Source organism: Pseudarthrobacter sp. NPDC058329 (assembly GCF_042879835.1).
Taxonomy (GTDB): Bacteria; Actinomycetota; Actinomycetes; order Actinomycetales; family Micrococcaceae; genus Arthrobacter.
Map to the genome: position 1 here is coordinate 91,698 of NZ_JBHVZR010000007.1, position 20,668 is coordinate 112,365.

The following is a 20,668-nucleotide window of genomic DNA, read 5'->3' on the forward strand; positions in this document are numbered from 1 at the left end:
AGGTACGCCGCCCATGTGTCGCGTAAATCCTCCCCCGGGTTTACAGTCGATGTATGCAGTCATCGAACCATGAATCAGGCTTTTCGGTCCGGTTGGCTGACCCGGACCAGGGCACCGCGTCGCCGGGCAAGAGCTTTATGATGCGCCGCCGGAACCGCCACGGACGGGGCCTTCGCGGCGAGGTGATGCTCCCCACCCATCCCGGTTACCGCACGCGCTCAGACCGCTTCGATGACATGGTGCTGGACTCCGCGCAACGGCTGCACGACATCTGGGGCAAGACCCTTGACGGCGTCCGGTTCGGCGTCGATGAAATCCCGCCGGACCTCGAGCAGTTGGCGGCGAATGCCACCACGGCCCCCATGGGTTCCTACTCCCCGGCGACGGACGAAGACGGGCCCATGATCACGGTGTACCGGCGCGTAGTTGAGCAGGCGTGCGGCAGTGTCGAAGAACTCCATGATCTGGTCCATGACGTGGTGGTGGAGCACACGGCAGAAATGCTGGGGGTAGCCCCGGAGACCCTGGATCCCGTGTACCGCCGCCGGTACTGATCCCGGGTCACCGGCTGCTGCCGGCCGGCGCGTCATGCTGGCGGCCAGTACCGGACATCCGGAAATCAGTAACTCAGCGTGACGGGCACCGTTTCCTGGCCCGCCGCTGCGGGGAGGAAGGCCAGGGACGAGACGTCGTCCCTGCCGTCACGCTGCACCAGCAGGGCTCCGTAGGCGGCGTCGCCTGAAGCTGACACCACGTATCCCACGACGGCGGAATCGTCAGCCTTTTCAGGGATGGCGATGGACGCCGTGGTTCCACCGGCGATATCGGCGGTGGAGGCTGCGCGGACCTTGCCATCGGCGGTGATGGCCGAATAGGTGATGGTTGCCCGGTTGTCGAGGGCACCAAAAACGAGGTGGCGCTGGCCCCCCTGTGGAACGGGGACTACGTGCTGGCTGCCAAGCCTCACTCCCGACGCTGCCCACGCGACGTCGGCTGCTTTGCTGTCCTTGAGGCCTCGAGTGACCCGGGTGGCGGCGACGAAGGTGACATCCGACGATGCAACCACCGTGTAATGTCCGGCCGGGACGCCTGCCAGCGGAATCTCTGTGGCGGTGCCTGCTTTAGCAGTGATGACTCCCCCGTTGGGCAAAGCCTTTTGGCCGTCGCGTCCGTAGAGCTTGACCTCCACCACGGCGTCCGAGGGGCCGGGAACGGTCAGCTGCAGCGCCGGGCCGGCGTCCTCGTAGCCCGGCCTTCCGGTGGCCGCCGCAACCTGGCCGGGGTCCTGGATATCAACGCCGGTCATAACCTGCCTTACGGCAGGCGCCGCTCCGGGCGTGATGAAGTCCACGCCGCCAGGTGTCAGGCCGCGCAGGACACTTTGCTGGATGACGGCTGCTATGGGGCCACCGGCGCTGCGCACGTGCACGCTCAACTGGGCCTCCCCCGGGGCCAGGCCTGCGAGCACCACCGGCCGCGAGGTACCGGGCGCCACCAGCAGCCCCCGGCTGCCGGGTGCCTGGATCTGCCCGGCAGACCCGAAAAGCTCCAGGCTGACAGTGGCCGGCGTGGTGGACGCATTGGTCAGTACCAGCATTGACGTACGGCCCACGGTGGTACTGGCACCGGCCAGCCATTGATCGTTGGACGGCTGCTGGCAATTGGCTGCCGCGGTGCCCTGCAGGTCGCCGTCCGTTGCCGTGAACCTCATGGCCGCGGCCGCAGAGGCCCTTTGGTTTGCCAGGGCGTCGGCGCTGAGGACGCTGACCTGGTCCACCGAACGGCCTGCCACCACTCCTGCGAGGAGCTCCGGGGGGCTTCCCGCGGGAGTGGCCTGGGCGGGCTCTTTGGCAATCTCGACGGCGGTGGTTCCACTGAGTGCCAACAACCTGCTGGCCGGCAGCACCCCGCCGGCGCTGAGCACTGCCCCAGTGACCGAACTTGCCGCAGTGTCCGACTCCGGGCTGAACTGCGGATCAGTGCCCGCTTCGGTGCCTTCCAGAAGCCGGGCGGGGCCCGGACAGACTCCAACGGCGGTTCCGGCTGGAACTGCCGAGACCCCCGCGGGCAGGGCGCGGCTGGAAACCGGCTGCGGGAGGACTGACCCGGCAGCCACAACCGCGCCGGCACCGGCGATCACGACGGCGGCGGACGCCAGGCCGGAGAGCAGCGCCTTCCGCCCCTTAGTCGGGCGCCTGGCAGGCTCCGGGCTTCCCGCGGGTTCGACGCCGACGGCACCGTTTGCCTCTGAAGCTTCCGCGGTTGTGGATGTGTTACGCATTCTGGTGTTCCTTACGCAGCGAGCCTTCGTCCCGGGAAAAACCCGTCTTCTGGCGCCGGGCGGGCATCGGGATGGCGAGCATTACCGTCAGTCCAATGACGGTGAACTGGGCGATCCCGGACCACAGGGCCCACGGGTTCCCGTAGCGGACCGTGAGGTGGCCGGCCGAGGCAGGGAGGGTGAAAGCCTGGGACCATCCCGACGTAGTCGACGTCAGTTTGCGGCCGTCCAGCCACGCGCTCCAGCCGGGATCCGCCCGTTCCGCCAGCACCACCAGGCGGCCCTCCGGTCCCTCGGGAACAGCAGCATCGACGTCGTCGTAACCTGAAGGGACCAGCGCGATGGTGGAACCCTCCGCGTCAACAACCCGCACCCGGTGGGCAACGTCCGCCGCCTGGAGGGCAGGCTGGTTCAGCGGCGTGATCCGCCAGAGCCAGCCGACGTCCGTCTGGCCCACTGCAATGAGCCCGGGTACCGCGTCCATCCTGCTGGCCGTGAGCTGGGCCGCTGTATCTGCTGCACGGAGAACCACAAAGCCGGCGCCGAGCTGTTCGAGGTCGGTCCGGGGGTCCACGCCCTGGCCGGCCACCAGCGTTGCCACCACGCGGCGGACCGCGGCGGTGACGTCGTCGTCGTCGCGCACTGTTTCCACTCCCGGCGCGCCCAGGATGTTCCGCACCGAGGCGATGGCCGAAAGACTGTCCAACGTTGTGCCCGCGCCCCTCATGAGGGAGGCGTCGTACGTGCCGTTTTCGCCGGTGCTGATCAACAGGGTGCGTGTCTGTTCCGGCCCGGTTCCGCGGTCGATCGCCGTTGCCGGGAGGGTGCGCGCACCTGCTGCCTCGACGAGCCGCGGCGTGCCCAGCGCCGTGAAAGCCTCGGGCGATTGGGCGGTAACAACAGATGGGCGGAGGATGTTCTGCGCCGACCACGCCGCCATTCCCGCCAGGGGTCCCACCAGGAGGAGCACCATGCCACAGGCGGCCACTGACTTCAGGACCGTCTTGTGCCTTCCAGCGCCTGCCACTGACACGTCTGCGGTGTCCAGCAGCCGTTCAGCCCCCACGACGCCGGCACCCAGCAGTGCGAAGGCCGCTGCAGAAACCGCCGGCCCGGTGAACGGGGTGACCATGGTGTCGGCATTCATGCCGGTGGCCACGTGCCCCGCAAGCCAGCCTCCGGCCAGCGCAATGGTGGCGACGACCCACAGGGCCCTGGCAATTCCGGCCCGGTTTCCGGGCAGGCCGATGCCCGCCACGGCCAGGAGCAGGACGGGGACTGCAATGAGGAGCGACAGCAACAGTGCCCACGGCACGGTGCTGTCCGCGAAGTACGGCAGTCCTGCCAGGCCGCTGTTGACGCCGAACTCAAGCGGCTGGCCGAGCAGCTGCTGCCACAGCGGAGCGGCATCGAAACCCAGCGGCATGCCGGGATCAGCCAGCAGGGCGCGCGGCCTGTCCAAGGCTGAAAGGCCGAACGGGATAAACAAAGCCGCAGTGGGCAGCAATGCCCACCACACTGTCCGGCCGCGCCGGCCCAGCAGGAGCCCACAGAGGACTATGACTACTGTGGCCGGTACCAACAGGGATGGCGCGGATGCGGTCACAACGGCCAGGGCAAGGCCTGCCGCCGCTGCAGCCGTCCATGACGGCATTCCATTGATTCCGGGTTTGGCTGGTGGCCGGTCGGTCAAAGGGCGGTCGCCGGGAGCCGGCAGCTCGAAACGCCCTTGTCCCACCGCCGCGCCGGTAGCCCGCAACAGGGCCAGTGCCAGCAGTGGAATCATGATGTGCGCAACAAGGGCCCCGGTCCGGCCCTGGTTTAGGGCCACCTGCAGGGCCGGGGCAGCGGCCCAGAAGAGTGCTGCTGCCAGGCGGAGGCGGCGGCGTACCGTCAGCCCGCCCGCCGCAAACCAGGCGGTGAGGCCGGACAGCGGCGTGCTGAGCAGCAGCAGCCAGGCCAGGGCGGCGTTGGCGTCACCGCCGCCCAGTACACCCAGGACCCAGAGGACATATCCGAAGGGGTCACCGCGTCCCGGCAGCCCTGCACCCAGCGATATCCACCAGCCTGACGCATGGTGCCAGATGTCGCCCAGGCCGGTGGCGACGGGAATGAGCGCACCGCCGGAGACTGCCGGGGCCCCGAAGAGTCCGGTCAAGCCCAGCAGGGAGGCAACAGAGGCAATGATGACCGCGGCCAGCGCACCGTTGCCCACCCAGCCGCGCCTGCTGGTGGCAAGTGCCGCAAAGTCATCGGCGGCGTCGCCGGTGGGCTGGTTCGCCAACGGGTCGTGTTCGAGGTGGTCCGCGGCGGCGCCGTCCGAGCCCAGGGCCTCCATGAGGGAGCGCCGGTGGCTCCAGACCTCACGGCGGGGCGTCTGGAGTTTCCGAATGACGGACCGGTGGATCCGGCGTGACTTCCTGGCGTTCGCCCTTGCCCTCAAGACGGCCCGGGGGCGTCCCAGCGCCGCGCATGTTGCTGCCAGCTGGGTGAAGCCGTGCCCGGGATCCTTCACGGCGATACTCAACACCATTTTGAAGATGCTGCCCAGAAGGGCCGCCACACCGTGAACGGGGACCATCCAGAGCGGCGCGTGCTTCAGCCGCAGGTGGACCTGTGCCTTGCGGGCTGCCGCGGCGTTGCCCAAGGCCTGGGGCCGGTGGGCCACATGGAACATCCGGGCCGCAGGCACCACCACCACACGGTGTCCCGCCAGCCGGTTCCGCCAGCAGAAGTCGACGTCGTCGCCGCTGCCGGGAAGGGCGGAATCGAAACCGCCAAGCTGTTCCCAGACGTCGCGTCGAACCAGCATGCCCGCCGAGTTCACCGCAAAGGTATCGCTGCGGCCGTCGTATTGCCCCTGGTCGAGTTCATCAGCGTCAATGAGGGTCAATCGTTCGGCCCAGCGGCTGGTCGAGAGTCCAACATCCACGAGCTTGCGTTCGGCGTGCCAATCCAGCTGCTTGCAGCCGGCAACTGTGACGGAGGGTGCGCGTTCGACGGCCAGGAGAAGTTCCGCCAGGGCTCCCGGAGCCGGCGCGGCGTCATCATGAAGCAGCCAAATCCACTCTGGCCGTCCTTTGCCGTGGTCTCCCCGCCAAGGGGCGAGTTCGGCAAGACCTGCTGACACCGCAGCGCCCATGCCGCTCTTTCCGCGGTGGCCTGCTACATGTGCTCCGCCCAGGGCCTGCTCAAGGAGGATCCTGGAATTATCCCGGGAAGCGGCATCGACACCGATGACGTAGTCCGGTGGCCGGGTCTGGTCCGCCAGGGCTGCCAGGGTTCTGGGGAGATAGGCACTGCCGTTGTGGGCGACCACAACGGCAGTGACGTGAACATCCTGATGAATTAGACTGCTCGCTTCCTTAGCCGCCGGCGCTCACGCTCGGACAGGCCTCCCCAAATGCCGAACCGTTCGTCATTGGCCAGCGCGTATTCAAGGCATTGGGACCGCACGTTGCAGGCTCCACAGACCTTTTTGGCGTCGCGGGTGGAGCCACCCTTTTCGGGGAAAAACGCCTCGGGGTCGGTTTGGGCGCACAGGGCATCGGTCTGCCAGCCGAGCTCGCCTTCGTCGGCAAAGTCCTGCTGGAACGGAAGCCCGATCCAGACGGGCTGCGCCGTTCCGGCCGCCAGCTCCATGGGCGGATCGAGCTCGTCCTCGGGGTCCTGGGCGCCCTCCAGGAGTGCTTCGTGCGCGGCAAGGAAAGCCGTGGCCTGGTCCTGCAGGAGGTCCTTGTTATTCGAGTTGTACCGCTCCGCGGCGTCAGGATCGGCCGGATCGACGTACCAATCGCTGGGTACGCCCCGCGCACGGTATTTTGCCGTTGCCTGGCCGGCCACGACGGCATCTTCCTGGATACGCTCTGCTTGCCCCACGGCGACCCTCCTGATGTTGCAGCTCCTGCCTGGATACGTGGACACTCGGTTGTGTGCCGGTATTTACGCAGGTGCCTTTAGTTATCTAATTACACGCGTGTAACTAGGGTGAGTCAAGCCGCTGCCCGGATAATAATCACCAAAGGCCCCCAACTTGGTGCACGCCACGCCCGAAGTTTTGCCGGCACTACCCATCACCGCACGGATTATGCAGCGCAACGGCTCAAAAACGCAGGACTTTACCGGCCCACGGGGCCCTGCAGTGACAAGTGCAGCGTCTTTGCCTGAGACGAAGGTCACACCAAAAACATCGTGCGCCGAATGACATCACGCCCCAGTGACCGCGCCGGTCCTCAATGGCAGGATTGAGCCATGACTACCCCGGCAATCGATCTGATGACCAGCCTTCGCTCAGGCAACTCCACCGCCCCACGCCTCACCTGGTACGGCCCCGACTCAGAGCGCGTGGAGCTGTCCGGAAAGGTGCTGGACAACTGGGTGGCAAAGACCAGCAACCTCCTCCAGGTCGAACTGGACGCCGAACCCGGCATGCGGTTGGCGTTGGACCTGCCCGCACACTGGAAAGGAATGGTATGGGCCCTGGCAGCCTGGCAGCTGGGCCTTGAAACAGTCCTCGACGGCGGCGAGGCGGAACTCCTCGCCACGGCACAGCCGGAATCGGCAGCAGGAAAGTACGACGCCGTCGTGGCGGTTGCGCTGCCGGCCCTGGCAATGCGCTGGGCTGGCGAACTGCCGGCCGGCTACCTGGACTACGCGGCTGAAGTGCGCTCCCACGGAGACGTGTTTATGCAACACACCGAGGCCGACCCCTCTGCCTGCGCGATCGTTGCCAAGGACGGCCGAAGGCACTCCCACCACGATTTGCTTGACGGTTTCGCCATGCCCCACGAAGAGTCCGTGCGCCTGCACATCCCGGGGCGGGACGGACTGGAGGCGGCGCTGGCCAACGCTCTGGGCGCATGGCGGAGCGGGGGTTCAGTGGTCCTGACGCACCCCGATGTGGAACCCACTGAAAAGCTGCTGGCCGCGGAACGCATCCACGGCAGCTGACGCGCTGAGGCGGCCCGGCCCTTAGTTTTTGGGCTGGGCGGGGCCCTCCGTGAATGGCTCCCGCTCCGTCACGCCGGTGCTCACGCTGTCTGCGGCATGGTGGTGGATTTCGATGAGTTCGTGGTCGTGGGAGAACTCCGGTTCCTGGTCCAGCTCCTTGTTGAACACCAGGAACCGGTACGCGAAGAACCTCACTACCGTGGCCACAAGGATGCCTGCCACACCCGCGAAGAAGAGCATGTTCTTGTCGGTGATGCCGAACCCGTATTTTGCCAGGGCAGTGAAGCCTGTGGAGATCCCTATGCCGATTCCGTTGATGAGGATGAACATCACGAATTCGCGGAGCACGTTGTCCTGCCGGCGGTGCCGGAAGGTCCAGAGACGGTTTGCGATCCAGGAAAAGATGGTGGCCACCGAGGCGCCAACAAACCGGGCCTTGGCCTCACTGTCCGTCATCGGACCATGCATCAGGTAATACGTGAGGCCGTTGTCGATGACGAATGCCACACCGCCTACGGCTCCAAACTTGGCTACCTCACGCCAGAAAAGTGAGGCGAGTCCGCGGACGCGATCTGCAAGTGTGTTAAACATGACCCTCCATGGCCGTTGGAACTATGGGCCACTCGGCCAGAGGCCTATTTTAGCCCCCGAAGCTGAGGGGCAGCCCCCGCAGGTGCCACCCGATTCGGCGGGCAGGGCGGAAACTCCGCCTCCGCTGCGTCCCAAAAGCGGGATACCTGGCTGTCTTCGGTAGGCTGGCATATGTGACTTTTCCAGTAATAGGTGTGGTTGGCGGCGGCCAGCTCGCGCGAATGATGGCCCCAGCCGCGACTGCACTCGGCTTTGAACTCCGTGTCCTTGCCGAAGGCGAGGACGTTTCCGCTGTTCCGGCAGTGTCCACCTCACCGGTGGGCGACTACAAGGACCTGCAGACCCTCTTGGAGTTCTCCCGGGGCCTGGACGTGATGACCTTCGACCATGAGCATGTCCCCACGGACCACCTCCGGGCACTGCAGGACGCCGGCGTCAACGTCCAGCCCGGCCCCGATGCCCTCGTCCATGCGCAGGACAAGCTGGTGATGCGTGCCGCCATCGACCGGCTGGAGCTGCCCAACCCCGTATGGGCGTCGGTGACGGATGTGGCCGCGCTCATCAGCTTCGGCGAGGACACCGGATGGCCGGTGGTCCTGAAGACCCCCCGCGGCGGCTACGACGGCAAGGGTGTCCGGATCGTCTACTCCGCGGAGGACGCTACCGAAACCGCTGCGTGGTTTGAGGCAATGAGCCCCCTCCTGGCGGAGGCAAAAGTCGAGTTCACCCGCGAACTTTCCGCCCTGGTGGCCAGGACGCCCGACGGCGAAGCCCGGGCCTGGCCCGTGGTGCACACCATCCAGGTGGACGGGGTGTGCGACGAAGTCATCGCCCCTGCCCTGGACATCCCGGTGGAGGTTGCAGCTGCCGCGGAGGACGCCGCCTTGCGCATCGCGCACGAGCTGGGAGTGACAGGGGTCCTCGCCGTGGAGCTCTTCGAAACCCCGGGCTCCGGCGCAGGGTTCCTCATTAACGAACTGGCTATGCGCCCCCACAACACCGGGCACTGGACCCAGGACGGGTCGGTGACCAGCCAGTTTGAACAGCATCTCCGGGCGGTCCTGAACCTCCCGCTGGGGGCTACCGATGTGCTGGCCCCGGTTGTGGTGATGAAGAACTTTCTCGGCGGCGACAACCAGGACCTTTTTTCCGCCTTCCCGCTGGCGCTGGCCAGCGAGCCGGCGGCCAAAGTGCACTGCTACGGCAAGTCGGTACGGCCGGGCCGCAAGATTGGCCACGTGAACCTCGTGGGATCATCCACGGACGAGGTTGACTCCGTCCGGCGCCGCGCAGGAACGGTGGCAGGCATCATCCGGGATGGGCGGGTACCCGCCGAAGAACCGCCAGTAATTCTTGAGGAGAAAGCATGAGCGCCGACACCACCCCTTCCCAGGGTTCCGCAGCAAGGCCCCTGGTAGGCCTGGTGATGGGTTCGGATTCGGACTGGCCGGTCATGGAAGCCGCGGCTGACGCCCTGGCTGAGTTTGGAATTCCCTTTGAAGCGGACGTTGTATCCGCCCACCGGATGCCCACCGAAATGATCCGCTACGGCCAAACCGCCCACGAGCGCGGGCTGCGGGTGATCATCGCCGGCGCCGGCGGCGCCGCGCACCTGCCAGGGATGCTGGCCAGCGTCACTCCGCTCCCCGTGATCGGAGTGCCCGTCCCGCTGAAGACCCTGGACGGCATGGACTCCCTGCTCTCCATCGTGCAGATGCCTGCAGGTGTTCCCGTGGCCACGGTTTCCATCGCCGGCGCGCGCAATGCCGGACTGCTGGCGGTCCGGATGCTTGCAGCAGGCACGGACGAACTTGCTGCATCACTGCGCGCGGACCTCCTAGAGTTCGCCGCGGACCTGAATGCCGTAGCCTCGCGCAAGGGGGCAAACCTGCGGCAGAAGGTCAGCGAGGTCTTCGCCGAAGGCAGCGGCCCGCTCCGGGGCAGCCGTTAGGAAGGCGGCCATGTCCAGCAGCAAGGTCCCCCGGTCAGCCTCGGACACAACGCTTACCGATCCGGTCCGCTACCCTGTCAGCGCTTCCACTCCGGTCCGGACCAAGCGCGGCTTCGTGCTGGTGCTGATGACACTCCTCGTTCCGGGCAGCGCGCAGCTTGTAGCGGGCGACCGCAAACTCGGACGGGCGGCACTGAGGGTGACGCTTTGCGTATGGGCGGTCCTGCTGCTTGCCGTACTGCTGCTGCTGTTCAACCGGACCCTGCTCATCAACATCGTTACCAACCCCTTTGCCTCGCTGGTCATCGTGATCCTGCTGGTGGCACTCGCTGCCGGCTGGGCCATCTTGTTTATCAATACCCTGCGGCTCATCCGCCCGGTCCTGCTGGCACCGCCGGCACGGCCCGCCGTCGTAATTTCGCTGGTTTTGGCGATGGTCCTGGGCAGCGGAACGCTCGGTTACGCCGCCTACCTGCTCAATGTGGGCCGCAACGCGATCGGCAGCATCTTCTCCTCCGGCCCCGCGATCGACCCCGTGGACGGCCGCTACAACTTCCTGATGCTGGGCGGGGACGCCGGTGATGACCGTACCGGCAGGCGCACGGACAGCCTTTCGGTCCTGAGCGTCGATGCCAAGACCGGCCAAACCGCCATCATCTCCGTGCCCCGGAACCTCCAGAACGCCCGGTTCAGCGAGGACTCCCCCATGCGGGCCATCTACCCTGACGGCTACGACTGCGGCGATGCATGCCTGATCAACGCCATCAACACCGAAGTGACCAACGAGCACGCAGACCTCTATCCGGGCGTGGCAGATCCCGGCGCCCAGGCAACGCTCGAGGCAGTTTCCGGGACGCTGGGAATCACGGTGCAGGCGTACGTGCTGGTGGATATGGAAGGCTTCTCCAAGCTTATCGACGCCATGGGCGGCATCAGGATCAAGGCCGGGGGTTGGGTGCCCATCAGCGGCGAGACCATTGATGAGGCCAGGGGCATCCACGGCATGCCCCTGGGCTGGATCGCCGCGGGCGACCAGACGCTGGATGGCTACCATGCTCTCTGGTACGGACGGTCACGTGAATTCGTGGACGACTATGCCCGCATCCAGCGCCAGCAGTGCGTACAGCAGGCGATGCTCAAGCAGCTGGACCCCGCCACATTGCTGGCCAAGTTCGAGGAGATCGCCAACGCGGGAACCAAGGTGGTGGACTCCAACATCTCCTCCTCGCAGCTCGGCAGCTTCGTGGACCTGGCCATCAAGGCAAAGGGCCAGGACATCAAGCGGCTTACCATCGGTCCGCCGGACTTTGACGCGTCCTTCTCCACCGTTCCCGACTTCGACGTCATCCACGCCCGGGTGGACCAGCTGCTGGCCTCGGCGTCGGAAGCCCAGTCCGCCGGGTTGCCGGATGACGCGATGGTGGAGCCCAGCGCCGTCGGCGGACAGCTGCAGGCTGCGCCCGGACGATACCCGGCCGCTCCGCTGCTTGCCGGCAGCACCCGGGCGCAGCAGTCTCCCCCGCCGTCGGACTTCACGTCCGTGACCACCACCCCTGACGGTGAGCCGATCACCGAAGCGATGCTCAACGCGCTCAAGAGCCAGGGCAACGAACAGGCCATCCGCGAACTCGTGGCAACCAACGGCCAGTGCGCCCCGTTGTAGCCACCGCCACCAAACCTACCTACGGAACGGACACCGCCTTGTACGAGATTGACAATGTCCTCCGGGACTACGCCTGGGGATCGACGACGGCGATCGCCGCCTTGCTGGGGCGGCCGGAGTCGGGTGGCCCCGAAGCAGAGTTGTGGATCGGTGCGCACCCTGACTCTCCGTCCGTGGCCCGCCTGCCGGAGGACGGATCCGCTGCCGCCCTGGACGCCCTGATCGCGGGCGACCCGGAGCATTTCCTGGGCGCAGACTCCGTGGCACGTTTCGGTCCCCGCCTGCCCTTCCTCGCCAAGATCCTGGCGGCCGCCCAGCCGTTATCCCTGCAGGTCCACCCCAGCCTGGAGCAGGCCCGGGCAGGCTTCGCCCGGGAGAACGCGGAGGGCCTTGCCCCGGATGCGCCGAACAGGAACTACCGGGACGACAACCACAAGCCCGAGATGATCCTTGCCCTGACGCCGTTTGAGGCGCTGTGCGGCTTCCGTCCGGCAGCGCAGGCCCGGGAAATCCTGCAGCACGTCGCCGCCGCGTTTGACGCCGTCGAGGGCGCCGCGCCGGCACTGATCAGCGCCCTGCTGGCGGATCTTGAGGACACCAACGAAGGCGCCGGCCTGCGGAAGGCGTTCGAGCGCCTGATCTCCGGCGGTGAGGCAGTGTCTGAGGATACCGCCCTGGTGGTGGCCGCCTTGCTTTCCGGAGCTCCGCTGGCTCCCTTTGACGCCGAATTGTCCACAGCGATCAGCCTCAATGAGAAGTATCCCGGCGATCCCGGCGTCCTGATCTCGCTGCTGCTTAACCGCATCTCGCTTGAGCCGGGTGAGGCTGTCTACCTGCCCGCCGGAAACGTCCACGCTTACCTGCATGGCCTGGGTGTTGAGGTCATGGCGTCCTCGGACAACGTCCTGCGGGGCGGGCTGACCCCGAAGTTCGTTGACGTCCCCGAGCTGCTGCGGACCATTGATTTCCAGCCGGTGGCGGTGCCGATGCTTGACGCCGAACTGACGGTGATGGACCAGGAGCTCTTCCGCCCACCCTTTGAGGAGTTCCAGCTGCAGCGCATCGAACTCGCGCCCGGTGCGGCGCCGGTCCCGCTGGCCCAGTCCGGCGCGGCAGTGGTGATTGTGGTTGCCGGTGATGTCTACCTGGACTCACCCAAGGGCGACCTGCAGCTTTCCCGGGGCGGCAGCGCTTTCCTGGCTGCCGCCGAGGCCCCCGTCAACGTTCATCCGGTGGCTGGAAGCACCGGGCCGGCGCTGGCATTTGCGGTGACCACAGGCTTGCGGCCGTCTGCCGCACGCGGCTAGAAGCCACCAACAGCAATAGGGCGACGACGGCACCCGGGCAGGTGCCGTCGTCGCCCTTTGTGGTGGCGCAGCTACTTGCCGGGGCGCAGCTTCCGGACCACCGGCCGTACTTGGCCGGCAGCGCTCTTCAGCAGCCGCCGCGCCGTCTGAAGACCGCGGCGCGCCAGGGGCATGGCCTGGGCGTAGGCCGGGTAGAACGGTGAGAGCGGCTTTTCCCAGGTGCCCAGGAGCATGTTTTCGTGCTTCGCGAACTGCTTCTTGAAGTCGGAAATGCCGTCGTTGAGGAGGCCGTTGAAGTCGTAGCGGGAGCACCCGTCTTCCCGCATGGCCTGCAGGGCTGCCCACTTCACACCGTAATTGACGCGCTGCTTTTGCCCTTCGGAGGAGACGCCGCCGTACAGCTCGAAGGCGGTGGACCCACTTTTGGCCAGCCAGACGAAGGCCAGCATCTGCTCGCCGTCGACGGCTGCGATAATCGGTGAGCCGTCTCCCATGTTGCTGAAGATGTCCCGGTAGTACTGGTCCTCATGGAGGCCGAAGCCGGCCCGCTCAGCGGTCTCATGGTAGATCGCGAGCACCTGCTCGAGTTCGGCGTCGTTTTTCACCTTGCGGAACTCCACGTCGCTGCGCACCGCCTTGCGGATGTTCGCCCGGGTGGACTTGGACATTTCCGCCATCAGCTCATCGTCAGTGCGGGTGAGGTCAAGGATGAGCGTCCGCGGAATGAGGACGGTATTGGTGGTTGTCCGGAAGCCGGCCGAGGCCACGGCGCCTGCGAAGTCCGAATCCCCGTCCCAATCCGGTTCGATGCTCAGGGCGACGCCGCGGTGGCGGACGGCTGCATGGTCTGCCAGGTGGCCGAGGACGGCCGGGGCGTTTTCCACTGAACACATCGGGCCCCGGGGAATGTACACCAGGGCGCGGAAGGGGAACGGAAGCCGGCGTACCAGCAACTGGGCGCAGCCCACCGTGTCCTCGCCGTCGTTGATCAGGACCCGGTCCACGGACCAGCCGTGCATCGCCTTGGTTTCGCCCCAGCCCCAGAGCTGCTGCGGGTGTCCCTGGAACCGGTCAACGTATTCGTCCCAGAGGGCGCGGTCAGTACAGGGCACAACAGCAGGAATCATGGCTTCAACCCTATACCAAGGCCTCAAACGGCAGATCCCCGGAGCACGCTGCGGTGCTGCCGGGGATCTGTGCCAAGCGGGAAGGATCAGCTCTTGCGGGCGTAGCCTTCCCACTTGCTGGCCTGGTGCTCGCCGTCCACAAAGCGGATGGTGCCGGACTTGGAGCGCATCACGATGGACTGGGTGAGGACCTTGTCCTTGGAGTACCGGACGCCCTTGAGCAGGTCGCCGTCGGTGATGCCGGTGGCGGCGAAGTAGCAGTTGTCGCTGGAAACGAGGTCGTTTGTGGAGAGGACCCGGTCCAGGTCGTGGCCGGCGTCGAGGGCCTTCTGCTTCTCTTCGTCGCTGGTGGGCCAGAGCCGGCCCTGGATAACGCCACCCAGGGATTTGATGGCACAGGCCGCAACGATGCCTTCGGGGGTGCCGCCGATGCCCATCAGCGCATCCACGCCGGTACCGGAGCGGGCAGCGGCGATAGCGCCGGCAACGTCGCCGTCCATGATGAACTTGGTGCGGGCGCCGGCTTCGCGGATCTCCTCCACCAGCGGGCGGTGGCGGTCACGGTCGAGGATCATCACGTTCAGCTGGTTCACCTTGACGCCCTTGGCCTTGGCGATCAGGTGCAGGTTCTGCTTGACGGGGAGGCGAAGGTCCACCATGTCTGCGGCTTCCGGGCCCGTGACGAGCTTCTCCATGTAGAACACGGCGGAGGGGTCGAACATCGAGCCACGCTCGGCAACAGCCAGGACGGCCAGGGCGTTGTTGATGCCCAGGGCGGTGAGCCGCGTCCCGTCGATGGGGTCAACTGCCACATCGCATTCCGGGCCGGTGCCGTCGCCAACCCGTTCGCCGTTGAAGAGCATGGGGGCTTCGTCTTTTTCGCCTTCACCGATGACCACGACGCCATTGAAGTGGACGGTCTGGAGGAAAGAGCGCATGGCGTCAACGGCGGCGCCGTCGGCCGTGTTCTTGTCGCCGAAGCCTACCCAGTGCCCGCCGGCGATTGCTGCTGCTTCGGTAACGCGGACGAGCTCGAGGGCAAGGTTGCGGTCCGGCTCATCGTTGCCCACCGCCAGGGACGGTGAGATCGTGGAGTACTTCTGGGTCATGGACGCTGGTGACACGTGAACCTCTTCTTCGAGTGGCGATCATTGAACCCGCCCAGCCGGTGCAGCAGAGCGATGATTCCTCTGATATTGATCATAGTCGCGGCACCGGGTTCCGGCGGCGGGATGACGCGGCCGCGCAATGTGGGCGGAGGCCGGGGATCCGGGGCCGGGCGCCCTGAGTGTGAGTTGCGCACCGGGATGGGCGACTATAGAGGGGTGAATGAAATGCAGGAAAAAACCAATCCCACCCCCGAACCAGCCGGTCCCGGCAGCAACAGCGGATCCAGCGCATCCGGCGGGCAGGGCACGGTTAAGCCTGTTATTCCGGCGGCAGCAGCCAAGCGGGCCAACGCATCGGTAATCGGCATGATCATTGCCCTGGTGGTGAGCATCGCAGCCTTCCTGCCCATTGTCCTGATGAATCCCTCCCCCAAGACCGACGGCTACCGTCCGGACATCGATGTCAGCGCCGCAGCCCGGAACGCGACGGATGTGGCGGGATTCACACCGGCAGCGGCGGACACCGGCAACTCCTTCCGCGCGAACTACGCCCGGTGGGAAGCCGGCACCAGCAGCGGAGTACCGGCATGGGAGGTCGGCTACATCACACCGAAGGAGTCCTTTATTGGACTGGTCCAGACCCGCACCGCGAACCCCACCTGGCTCCTCCAGCAGACACGGAACGCTCCGGTCACCGGCACCCGGAACGCCGGCGGCCAGGAATGGCAGCTGCGCGATACGGGCAAGGGTGAGAAGTCGATGGTGCTGGAGTACCGCGGGACCACCGTCATCCTCGCCGGCGCCGCCCAACTCGACGAATTCGCCACCCTGGCGGACGCCGTCGTGAAATCCATGGACAGCAACCCTGCCGTCACAGTTTCCCCTGAGGCCAGTACTGCACCGTAAGGTAAGGCGGGTGACTACCTACCTGACGCCTGCCCTCGCCTGGCGCCGGATGCGCGAAGGAAATGAACGCTTCGTTGCCGGCGAATCCTCCCACCCGAACCAGGACTCCTCCCGCAGGTCCTCCCTGGTGGAAAACCAGCACCCCTTCGCCGTAATTTTTGGCTGCTCGGACTCACGGCTTGCAGCAGAAATCATCTTCGACGTCGGCCTCGGTGACGTTTTTGTGGTGCGCACCGCGGGACAGGTCATTGACGACGCCGTCCTCGGCTCGCTGGAGTACAGCGTCGGCGTGCTCGGGGTACCGCTGATCGCCATCCTGGGACATGACAGCTGCGGTGCCGTCAGCGCAACCAAGGCCGCTGTGGACACCGGCGAGATGCCGCCCGGCTTCATCCGGGACCTGGTTGAGCGCATCACGCCGTCGGTGCTGACCTCCATGCGCCAGGACAAGCACGAGGTCAACGACATGGTGGTGGAGCACGTCAAGCAGACCTCCCAGCGGCTGGTGGACAGCTCGCGTGTGATTTCCGACGCAGTTGAAAGCGGGCGCACAGCCGTCATCGGCCTCTCGTACAGTCTGGCCGAGGGCCGCGCCAACGTTGTTTCCGGGATCGGCGAGCTCTAGCGCAGGGGTGAAAACCCGCCCGTAGCATGCTCTTCACGGTTTTCGATGGGATGCCGGATCGCCCTAAGCTAGCCCCATGACTTCCACTGAAGAGTTCCGTATTGAACATGACACGATGGGCGAAGTCCGCGTCCCCGTGAACGCACTGTACCGCGCGCAGACGCAGCGGGCAGTGGAGAACTTCCCCATCTCGGGCAAGACCCTGGAACGTGCCCACATCGAGGCGCTGGCCCGGGTCAAGAAGGCTGCCGCCCAGGCCAACGCTGAACTGGGTGTGCTCGACGGCGAGCTTGCCAAGGCCATCGCAGACGCAGCGGACGAGGTGGCCACCGGCAAGTACGACGGCGACTTCCCCATTGATGTCTTCCAGACCGGCTCCGGCACGTCCTCGAACATGAACACCAACGAGGTCCTGGCGGAACTGGCTACGCGCGCCCTGAAGGCCGCCGGCAGCGACAAGGTTGTCCACCCGAACGACCACGTCAACGCCTCGCAGTCCTCCAACGACGTCTTCCCCACGTCGGTGCACGTTGCTGCCACGTCCGCCCTGATCAACGACCTCATCCCGGCCCTCGGCTACCTCGCCGAGTCCCTGGAGCGCAAGGCCGTGGAGTTCAAGGACGTAGTCAAGTCCGGCCGCACGCACCTCATGGACGCCACCCCGGTGACGCTGGGCCAGGAGTTCGGCGGCTACGCGGCGCAGGTCCGCTACGGCATCGAGCGCATCAACGCCTCGCTCCCCCGCGTCGCCGAAGTTCCCCTGGGCGGCACGGCCGTGGGCACCGGCATCAACACGCCCGCCGGCTTCCCCGAGCGCGTTATCGAACTGTTGGCCACCGACACGGGCCTTCCGCTGACCGAAGCCCGCGACCACTTTGAGGCACAGGCCAACCGCGACGGCCTCATCGAGGCGTCCAGCCAGCTGCGCAACATCGCCATCTCGTTTATGAAGATCAACAACGACCTCCGCTGGATGGGCTCGGGCCCCAACACCGGCCTCGGCGAAATCGCCATCCCGGACCTCCAGCCGGGCTCCTCGATCATGCCCGGCAAGGTCAACCCGGTCATCTGCGAAGCGTCCATCATGGTCTGCGCCCAGGTCATCGGCAATGACACCGCCATCGCCTGGTCCGGAACCAACGGCGCCTTCGAGCTGAACGTGGGCATCCCCGTGATGGCCGCCAACCTGCTCGAGTCCGTCCGCCTGCTGGCCAACACCAGCCGGGTGATGGCGGACAAGATGATCGACGGCATCACCGCCAACGTGGAGCGGGCCCGCTTCCTGGCCGAGGCATCGCCGTCCATCGTGACGCCGCTGAACAAGTACATCGGCTACGAGAACGCCGCCAAGATCGCCAAGACGGCCGTAGCCGAGGGCCTCACGGTCCGCCAGGCAACCGTGAAGCTCGGCTTCGTCGGCGAGGGCGAAGGCAAGGTTACCGAGGCCGATCTCGACAAGGCCCTGGACGTCACCACCATGACGGCTCCGGCGCACAAGGCCTGACCTCCCTTACGCCCACAAAGCACGACGGCGGCCGCCCACCTTCCCAGCGAAGGCGGGCGGCCGCCGTCGTCCTCTGCCGGTAACTCCAGCGCTTTGCAGCGCAAAGTTGCACTTATTTTTCTATAGTGCAAAAGTATACTTTGTGAACGATAGTGCAGAATTCGAGGGCAGCCGCCGCGAGCGCAAACGCGCGGCGACGCGAGCTGCCCTGACGTCAATTGCCCGGAAGCTGACCGCGGAACGCGGGCTGAACGGCTACACCGTGGAAGAGGTCTGCGAACAGGCGGACATATCCCGCCGCACGTTCTTTAACTACTTTCCCACCAAGGAAGACGCCATCCTTGGCCACATTGATGACGAGATCCCGGCCGATGTCATCGAGGATTTTATTGCCGGCGGCCAGGCGTCCCGTTCCGGCGACATCTCCCCCACTCTTTTCCAGGACCTCATCGGGCTTTCGTTGAAACTGTCCGACAGCATGGCCGCTTCCGAAGAGGAAACCCGCCAACTGATCGGCGTCATCAAAAAGGAACCCCAGCTGATGCTGCGGATTATCGGCGCAACGGAAGAGCGCGAGGCCGAATTCGCCCGCGTCCTGGCCAGCCGTGAAGGCGTGGACCCCAGTCATCCTGTAGTCCAGATGGCCGTTGTCCTGCTCGGCAACATCGCCCGCAAAAGCAGCATGGTCTATTTCTCCGACGGCAACACCCGCCCCTACCCGGAGCTCTTCCTGGAAAACGTCACCGCAGCCCGCCGGCTGTTTTCCCAACCCTTTGAGAATCCCGTACCCGCAGAAGGACACCCATGAGTATCGCCACCAAACCACCAGCGGGTCCCCTGCTGCTGACCCAAAAACGCATCTGGATCATCTTCTCGGCGCTCATCGCCGGCATGCTGCTCTCCAGCCTTGACCAGACCATCGTCTCCACCGCCATGCCCACCATCGTGGGCAAGCTGGGCGGCGTGGAACACCAGGCCTGGATCACCACGGCGTACCTGCTGGCCACCACCATCGTGATGCCCATCTACGGCAAGTTCGGTGACGTCCTGGGCCGGCGCAACCTGTTCCTGGTTGCCATCGCACTGTTCACCTTGGCGTCGGTGGGCTGTGCCCTTGCCACCGATTTCTGGGGCTTCGTGATCTTCCGGGCCATCCAGGGCCTCGGCGGCGGCGGACTGATGATCCTGTCCCAGGCCATCATCGCGGACATTGTCCCGGCCAAGGACCGCGGCAAGTACATGGGTCCGCTCGGCGCGATCTTCGGCCTCTCCGCAGTGGCAGGCCCCCTGCTCGGCGGCTTTTTTGTGGACCACATGACGTGGGAATGGGCCTTCTACATCAACATCCCCATCGGCATCGCAGCCTTCGCCATCGCCTGGTTCACCCTGACACTGCCCAATAAAAAGGCCGAAAAGCGGATCGACATCCTGGGTGTTGTGCTGCTGTCCGCCGCCACCACGTGCCTGATCTTCTTCACCGATTTCGGCGGCAAGAAAGACGAAGGCTGGGACTCCCCCCTCACCTGGGCCTTTGGTGCCGGCATGGTCCTTTCCGCAGCCGCGTTCGTGATGGTGGAGCGCCGCGCCGAGGATCCGATCATTCCGCTCAGCCTGTTCCGCAACCGGATCTTCGTCAACGCCACGGCCATCGGCTTTACCCTGGGCCTGGGCATGTTCTCCGCCATCGCTTTCGTTCCCACGTTCCTGCAGATGTCCTCCGGCACCTCGGCGGCCGAGTCCGGCCTGCTGATGCTGCCCATGATGGCCGGCCTGATGGGCACGTCCATCTACTCGGGCATCCGGATCTCCAAAACGGGCCTCTACAGGATGTATCCCATCCTCGGAGCGGCCCTCACCATGGCCGCCATGCTTTGGATGACCACCCTCGCCGCCAGCACCCCCATCTGGGTCATCTGCGTCCAGCTGTTCGTTTTCGGGGCCGGTCTGGGCCTGATCATGCAGGTGGTGGTCCTTGTAGTGCAGAACGCCGTCCCCGCCGAACAGATCGGCACGGCCACCAGCACCAACAATTACTTCCGCGAGGTGGGCGCAGCCATGGGCGTCGCGATCTTCGGTGCGATCTTCACCAACAGGCTCTCGGAGTCCCTGACCAGCGCGTTCACCGGCGCGGGTGCCTCCGCGGACCAGGCAGCCCAGTCCACCAGCACCCTGGATCCGCAGGCACTGAGCCAGCTTCCGGAGCAGCTGCGCGATGCAATCGTCAACGCCTACGCGGAGTCGCTCGCCCCGGTGTTCTGGTACCTCATACCGTTCATTGCGGTGGCGCTGATCCTTGCCGTCACGCTGAAGCAGATCCCGCTCTCGGACACGGCCGGGATGGTGGCCCGCGGCGAAGCCGTCGGTGGAGACGAGGCCGAGCGCCTCGCCGCCGGCCTGCCGGGTTCGGAGGCGGCGGCTGACGCCCTGGGGCAGCGGGACAACGTCAAGGACGACGACGGCGAGCTGGTCTCCCAGCGCAACTGACCTCCGTCGTACGGCCGGCTGCCTTCAGGTTGCCGGCCAGGCCGGCAGGGCGCCCCCAAACCGGGGGTTGGGGGGCCCCCCCCCGGGCGGGTGGGGGAACGGGTTTGTTGGGTACCAGGGGGATAAAAAAAAAAAACCCAGGCGGCCCAAGTAGGGGGTTTTATATAGGT

17 protein-coding genes are annotated in these 20,668 nt (G+C 66.0%); 11 read left to right on the top strand and 6 right to left on the bottom strand.

Features of this window, described 5'->3' with window-relative positions:
* The first annotated feature begins 53 nt into the window (after window positions 1-53).
* Window positions 54-554 (top strand): metallopeptidase family protein, encoded by a 501-nt coding sequence (locus ACFVYC_RS11480; protein ID WP_387549923.1) that lies wholly within the window; start codon window positions 54-56, stop codon window positions 552-554.
* A gap of 65 nt (window positions 555-619) precedes the next feature.
* Here the strand turns inward: ACFVYC_RS11480 and ACFVYC_RS11485 are convergent, their stop codons facing one another.
* Genes ACFVYC_RS11485 through ACFVYC_RS11495 form a run of 3 tightly spaced genes read right to left on the bottom strand, consistent with a single transcriptional unit; the run spans window position 620 to window position 6,160 of the window.
* Complete coding sequence (locus ACFVYC_RS11485) at window positions 620-2,281, bottom strand: DUF5719 family protein (protein ID WP_387549924.1); 1,662 nt, start codon at window positions 2,279-2,281, stop codon at window positions 620-622.
* Window positions 2,274-5,600: a glycosyltransferase gene (locus ACFVYC_RS11490; RefSeq protein ID WP_387549926.1), complete on the bottom strand. Its 3,327-nt coding sequence runs from the start codon at window positions 5,598-5,600 to the stop codon at window positions 2,274-2,276. The genes ACFVYC_RS11485 and ACFVYC_RS11490 overlap by 8 nt, the downstream gene beginning before the upstream one ends.
* 29 nt (window positions 5,601-5,629) lie before the next feature.
* The gene (locus ACFVYC_RS11495; RefSeq protein WP_387549927.1) at window positions 5,630-6,160 is read right to left on the bottom strand and encodes a WhiB family transcriptional regulator; all 531 of its coding nucleotides are present in this window, start codon (window positions 6,158-6,160) and stop codon (window positions 5,630-5,632) included.
* Between the two features lie 372 nt (window positions 6,161-6,532).
* Between ACFVYC_RS11495 and ACFVYC_RS11500 the strand changes: the two genes are divergently transcribed.
* A complete protein-coding gene (locus ACFVYC_RS11500) occupies window positions 6,533-7,231 on the top strand; it encodes a TIGR03089 family protein (RefSeq protein WP_387549928.1) in 699 nt (232 codons plus the stop codon).
* Between the two features lie 21 nt (window positions 7,232-7,252).
* Here the strand turns inward: ACFVYC_RS11500 and ACFVYC_RS11505 are convergent, their stop codons facing one another.
* Window positions 7,253-7,822, bottom strand: coding sequence for a GtrA family protein (locus tag ACFVYC_RS11505; RefSeq protein ID WP_387549929.1), 570 nt, complete (start codon window positions 7,820-7,822; stop codon window positions 7,253-7,255).
* A 173-nt stretch (window positions 7,823-7,995) separates the two neighbouring features.
* On the opposite strand from ACFVYC_RS11505, the gene ACFVYC_RS11510 reads away from it, so the two are divergent.
* From ACFVYC_RS11510 to manA, 4 genes are read left to right on the top strand one after another with little or no spacing between them, the layout of a single operon-like run.
* Window positions 7,996-9,192 carry a 5-(carboxyamino)imidazole ribonucleotide synthase gene (locus tag ACFVYC_RS11510; protein WP_387549931.1) on the top strand — a complete coding sequence of 399 codons (1,197 nt, stop codon included), beginning with the start codon at window positions 7,996-7,998 and terminating at the stop codon, window positions 9,190-9,192.
* On the top strand, window positions 9,189-9,773 hold the full coding sequence (purE, locus tag ACFVYC_RS11515; RefSeq protein WP_387549933.1) for a 5-(carboxyamino)imidazole ribonucleotide mutase: 585 nt from the start codon (window positions 9,189-9,191) through the stop codon (window positions 9,771-9,773). Before ACFVYC_RS11510 ends, purE begins: the two co-directional genes overlap by 4 nt.
* Window positions 9,774-9,783: 10 nt before the next feature.
* A complete protein-coding gene (locus tag ACFVYC_RS11520) occupies window positions 9,784-11,436 on the top strand; it encodes an LCP family protein (protein ID WP_387549935.1) in 1,653 nt (550 codons plus the stop codon).
* A gap of 38 nt (window positions 11,437-11,474) precedes the next feature.
* The gene (gene manA, locus ACFVYC_RS11525; protein ID WP_387550090.1) at window positions 11,475-12,743 is read left to right on the top strand and encodes a mannose-6-phosphate isomerase, class I; all 1,269 of its coding nucleotides are present in this window, start codon (window positions 11,475-11,477) and stop codon (window positions 12,741-12,743) included.
* Window positions 12,744-12,814: 71 nt separating this feature from the next.
* On the opposite strand, the gene ACFVYC_RS11530 is transcribed toward manA, so the two are convergent.
* Window positions 12,815-13,870 (bottom strand): lipid II:glycine glycyltransferase FemX, encoded by a 1,056-nt coding sequence (locus ACFVYC_RS11530; RefSeq protein WP_387549937.1) that lies wholly within the window; start codon window positions 13,868-13,870, stop codon window positions 12,815-12,817.
* A gap of 86 nt (window positions 13,871-13,956) precedes the next feature.
* Window positions 13,957-14,979, bottom strand: a complete 1,023-nt coding sequence (gene glpX / locus ACFVYC_RS11535; RefSeq protein WP_307095921.1) for a class II fructose-bisphosphatase — start codon at window positions 14,977-14,979, stop codon at window positions 13,957-13,959.
* A 225-nt stretch (window positions 14,980-15,204) separates the two neighbouring features.
* Here glpX and ACFVYC_RS11540 point away from each other — a divergent pair, with 225 nt between their 5' ends.
* From ACFVYC_RS11540 to ACFVYC_RS11560, 5 genes are all read left to right on the top strand, one after another.
* The gene (locus ACFVYC_RS11540) at window positions 15,205-15,885 is read left to right on the top strand and encodes a DUF4245 domain-containing protein (protein WP_387550092.1); all 681 of its coding nucleotides are present in this window, start codon (window positions 15,205-15,207) and stop codon (window positions 15,883-15,885) included.
* Between the two features lie 10 nt (window positions 15,886-15,895).
* Window positions 15,896-16,510 carry a carbonic anhydrase gene (locus tag ACFVYC_RS11545; protein WP_387549939.1) on the top strand — a complete coding sequence of 205 codons (615 nt, stop codon included), beginning with the start codon at window positions 15,896-15,898 and terminating at the stop codon, window positions 16,508-16,510.
* Window positions 16,511-16,586: 76 nt separating this feature from the next.
* On the top strand, window positions 16,587-18,014 hold the full coding sequence (locus ACFVYC_RS11550) for a class II fumarate hydratase (protein ID WP_387549941.1): 1,428 nt from the start codon (window positions 16,587-16,589) through the stop codon (window positions 18,012-18,014).
* Window positions 18,015-18,156: 142 nt separating this feature from the next.
* Complete coding sequence (locus ACFVYC_RS11555) at window positions 18,157-18,822, top strand: TetR family transcriptional regulator (protein ID WP_387549943.1); 666 nt, start codon at window positions 18,157-18,159, stop codon at window positions 18,820-18,822.
* Window positions 18,819-20,498: an MDR family MFS transporter gene (locus tag ACFVYC_RS11560; RefSeq protein WP_387549944.1), complete on the top strand. Its 1,680-nt coding sequence runs from the start codon at window positions 18,819-18,821 to the stop codon at window positions 20,496-20,498. The genes ACFVYC_RS11555 and ACFVYC_RS11560 overlap by 4 nt, the downstream gene beginning before the upstream one ends.
* Window positions 20,499-20,668: the final 170 nt, after the last annotated feature.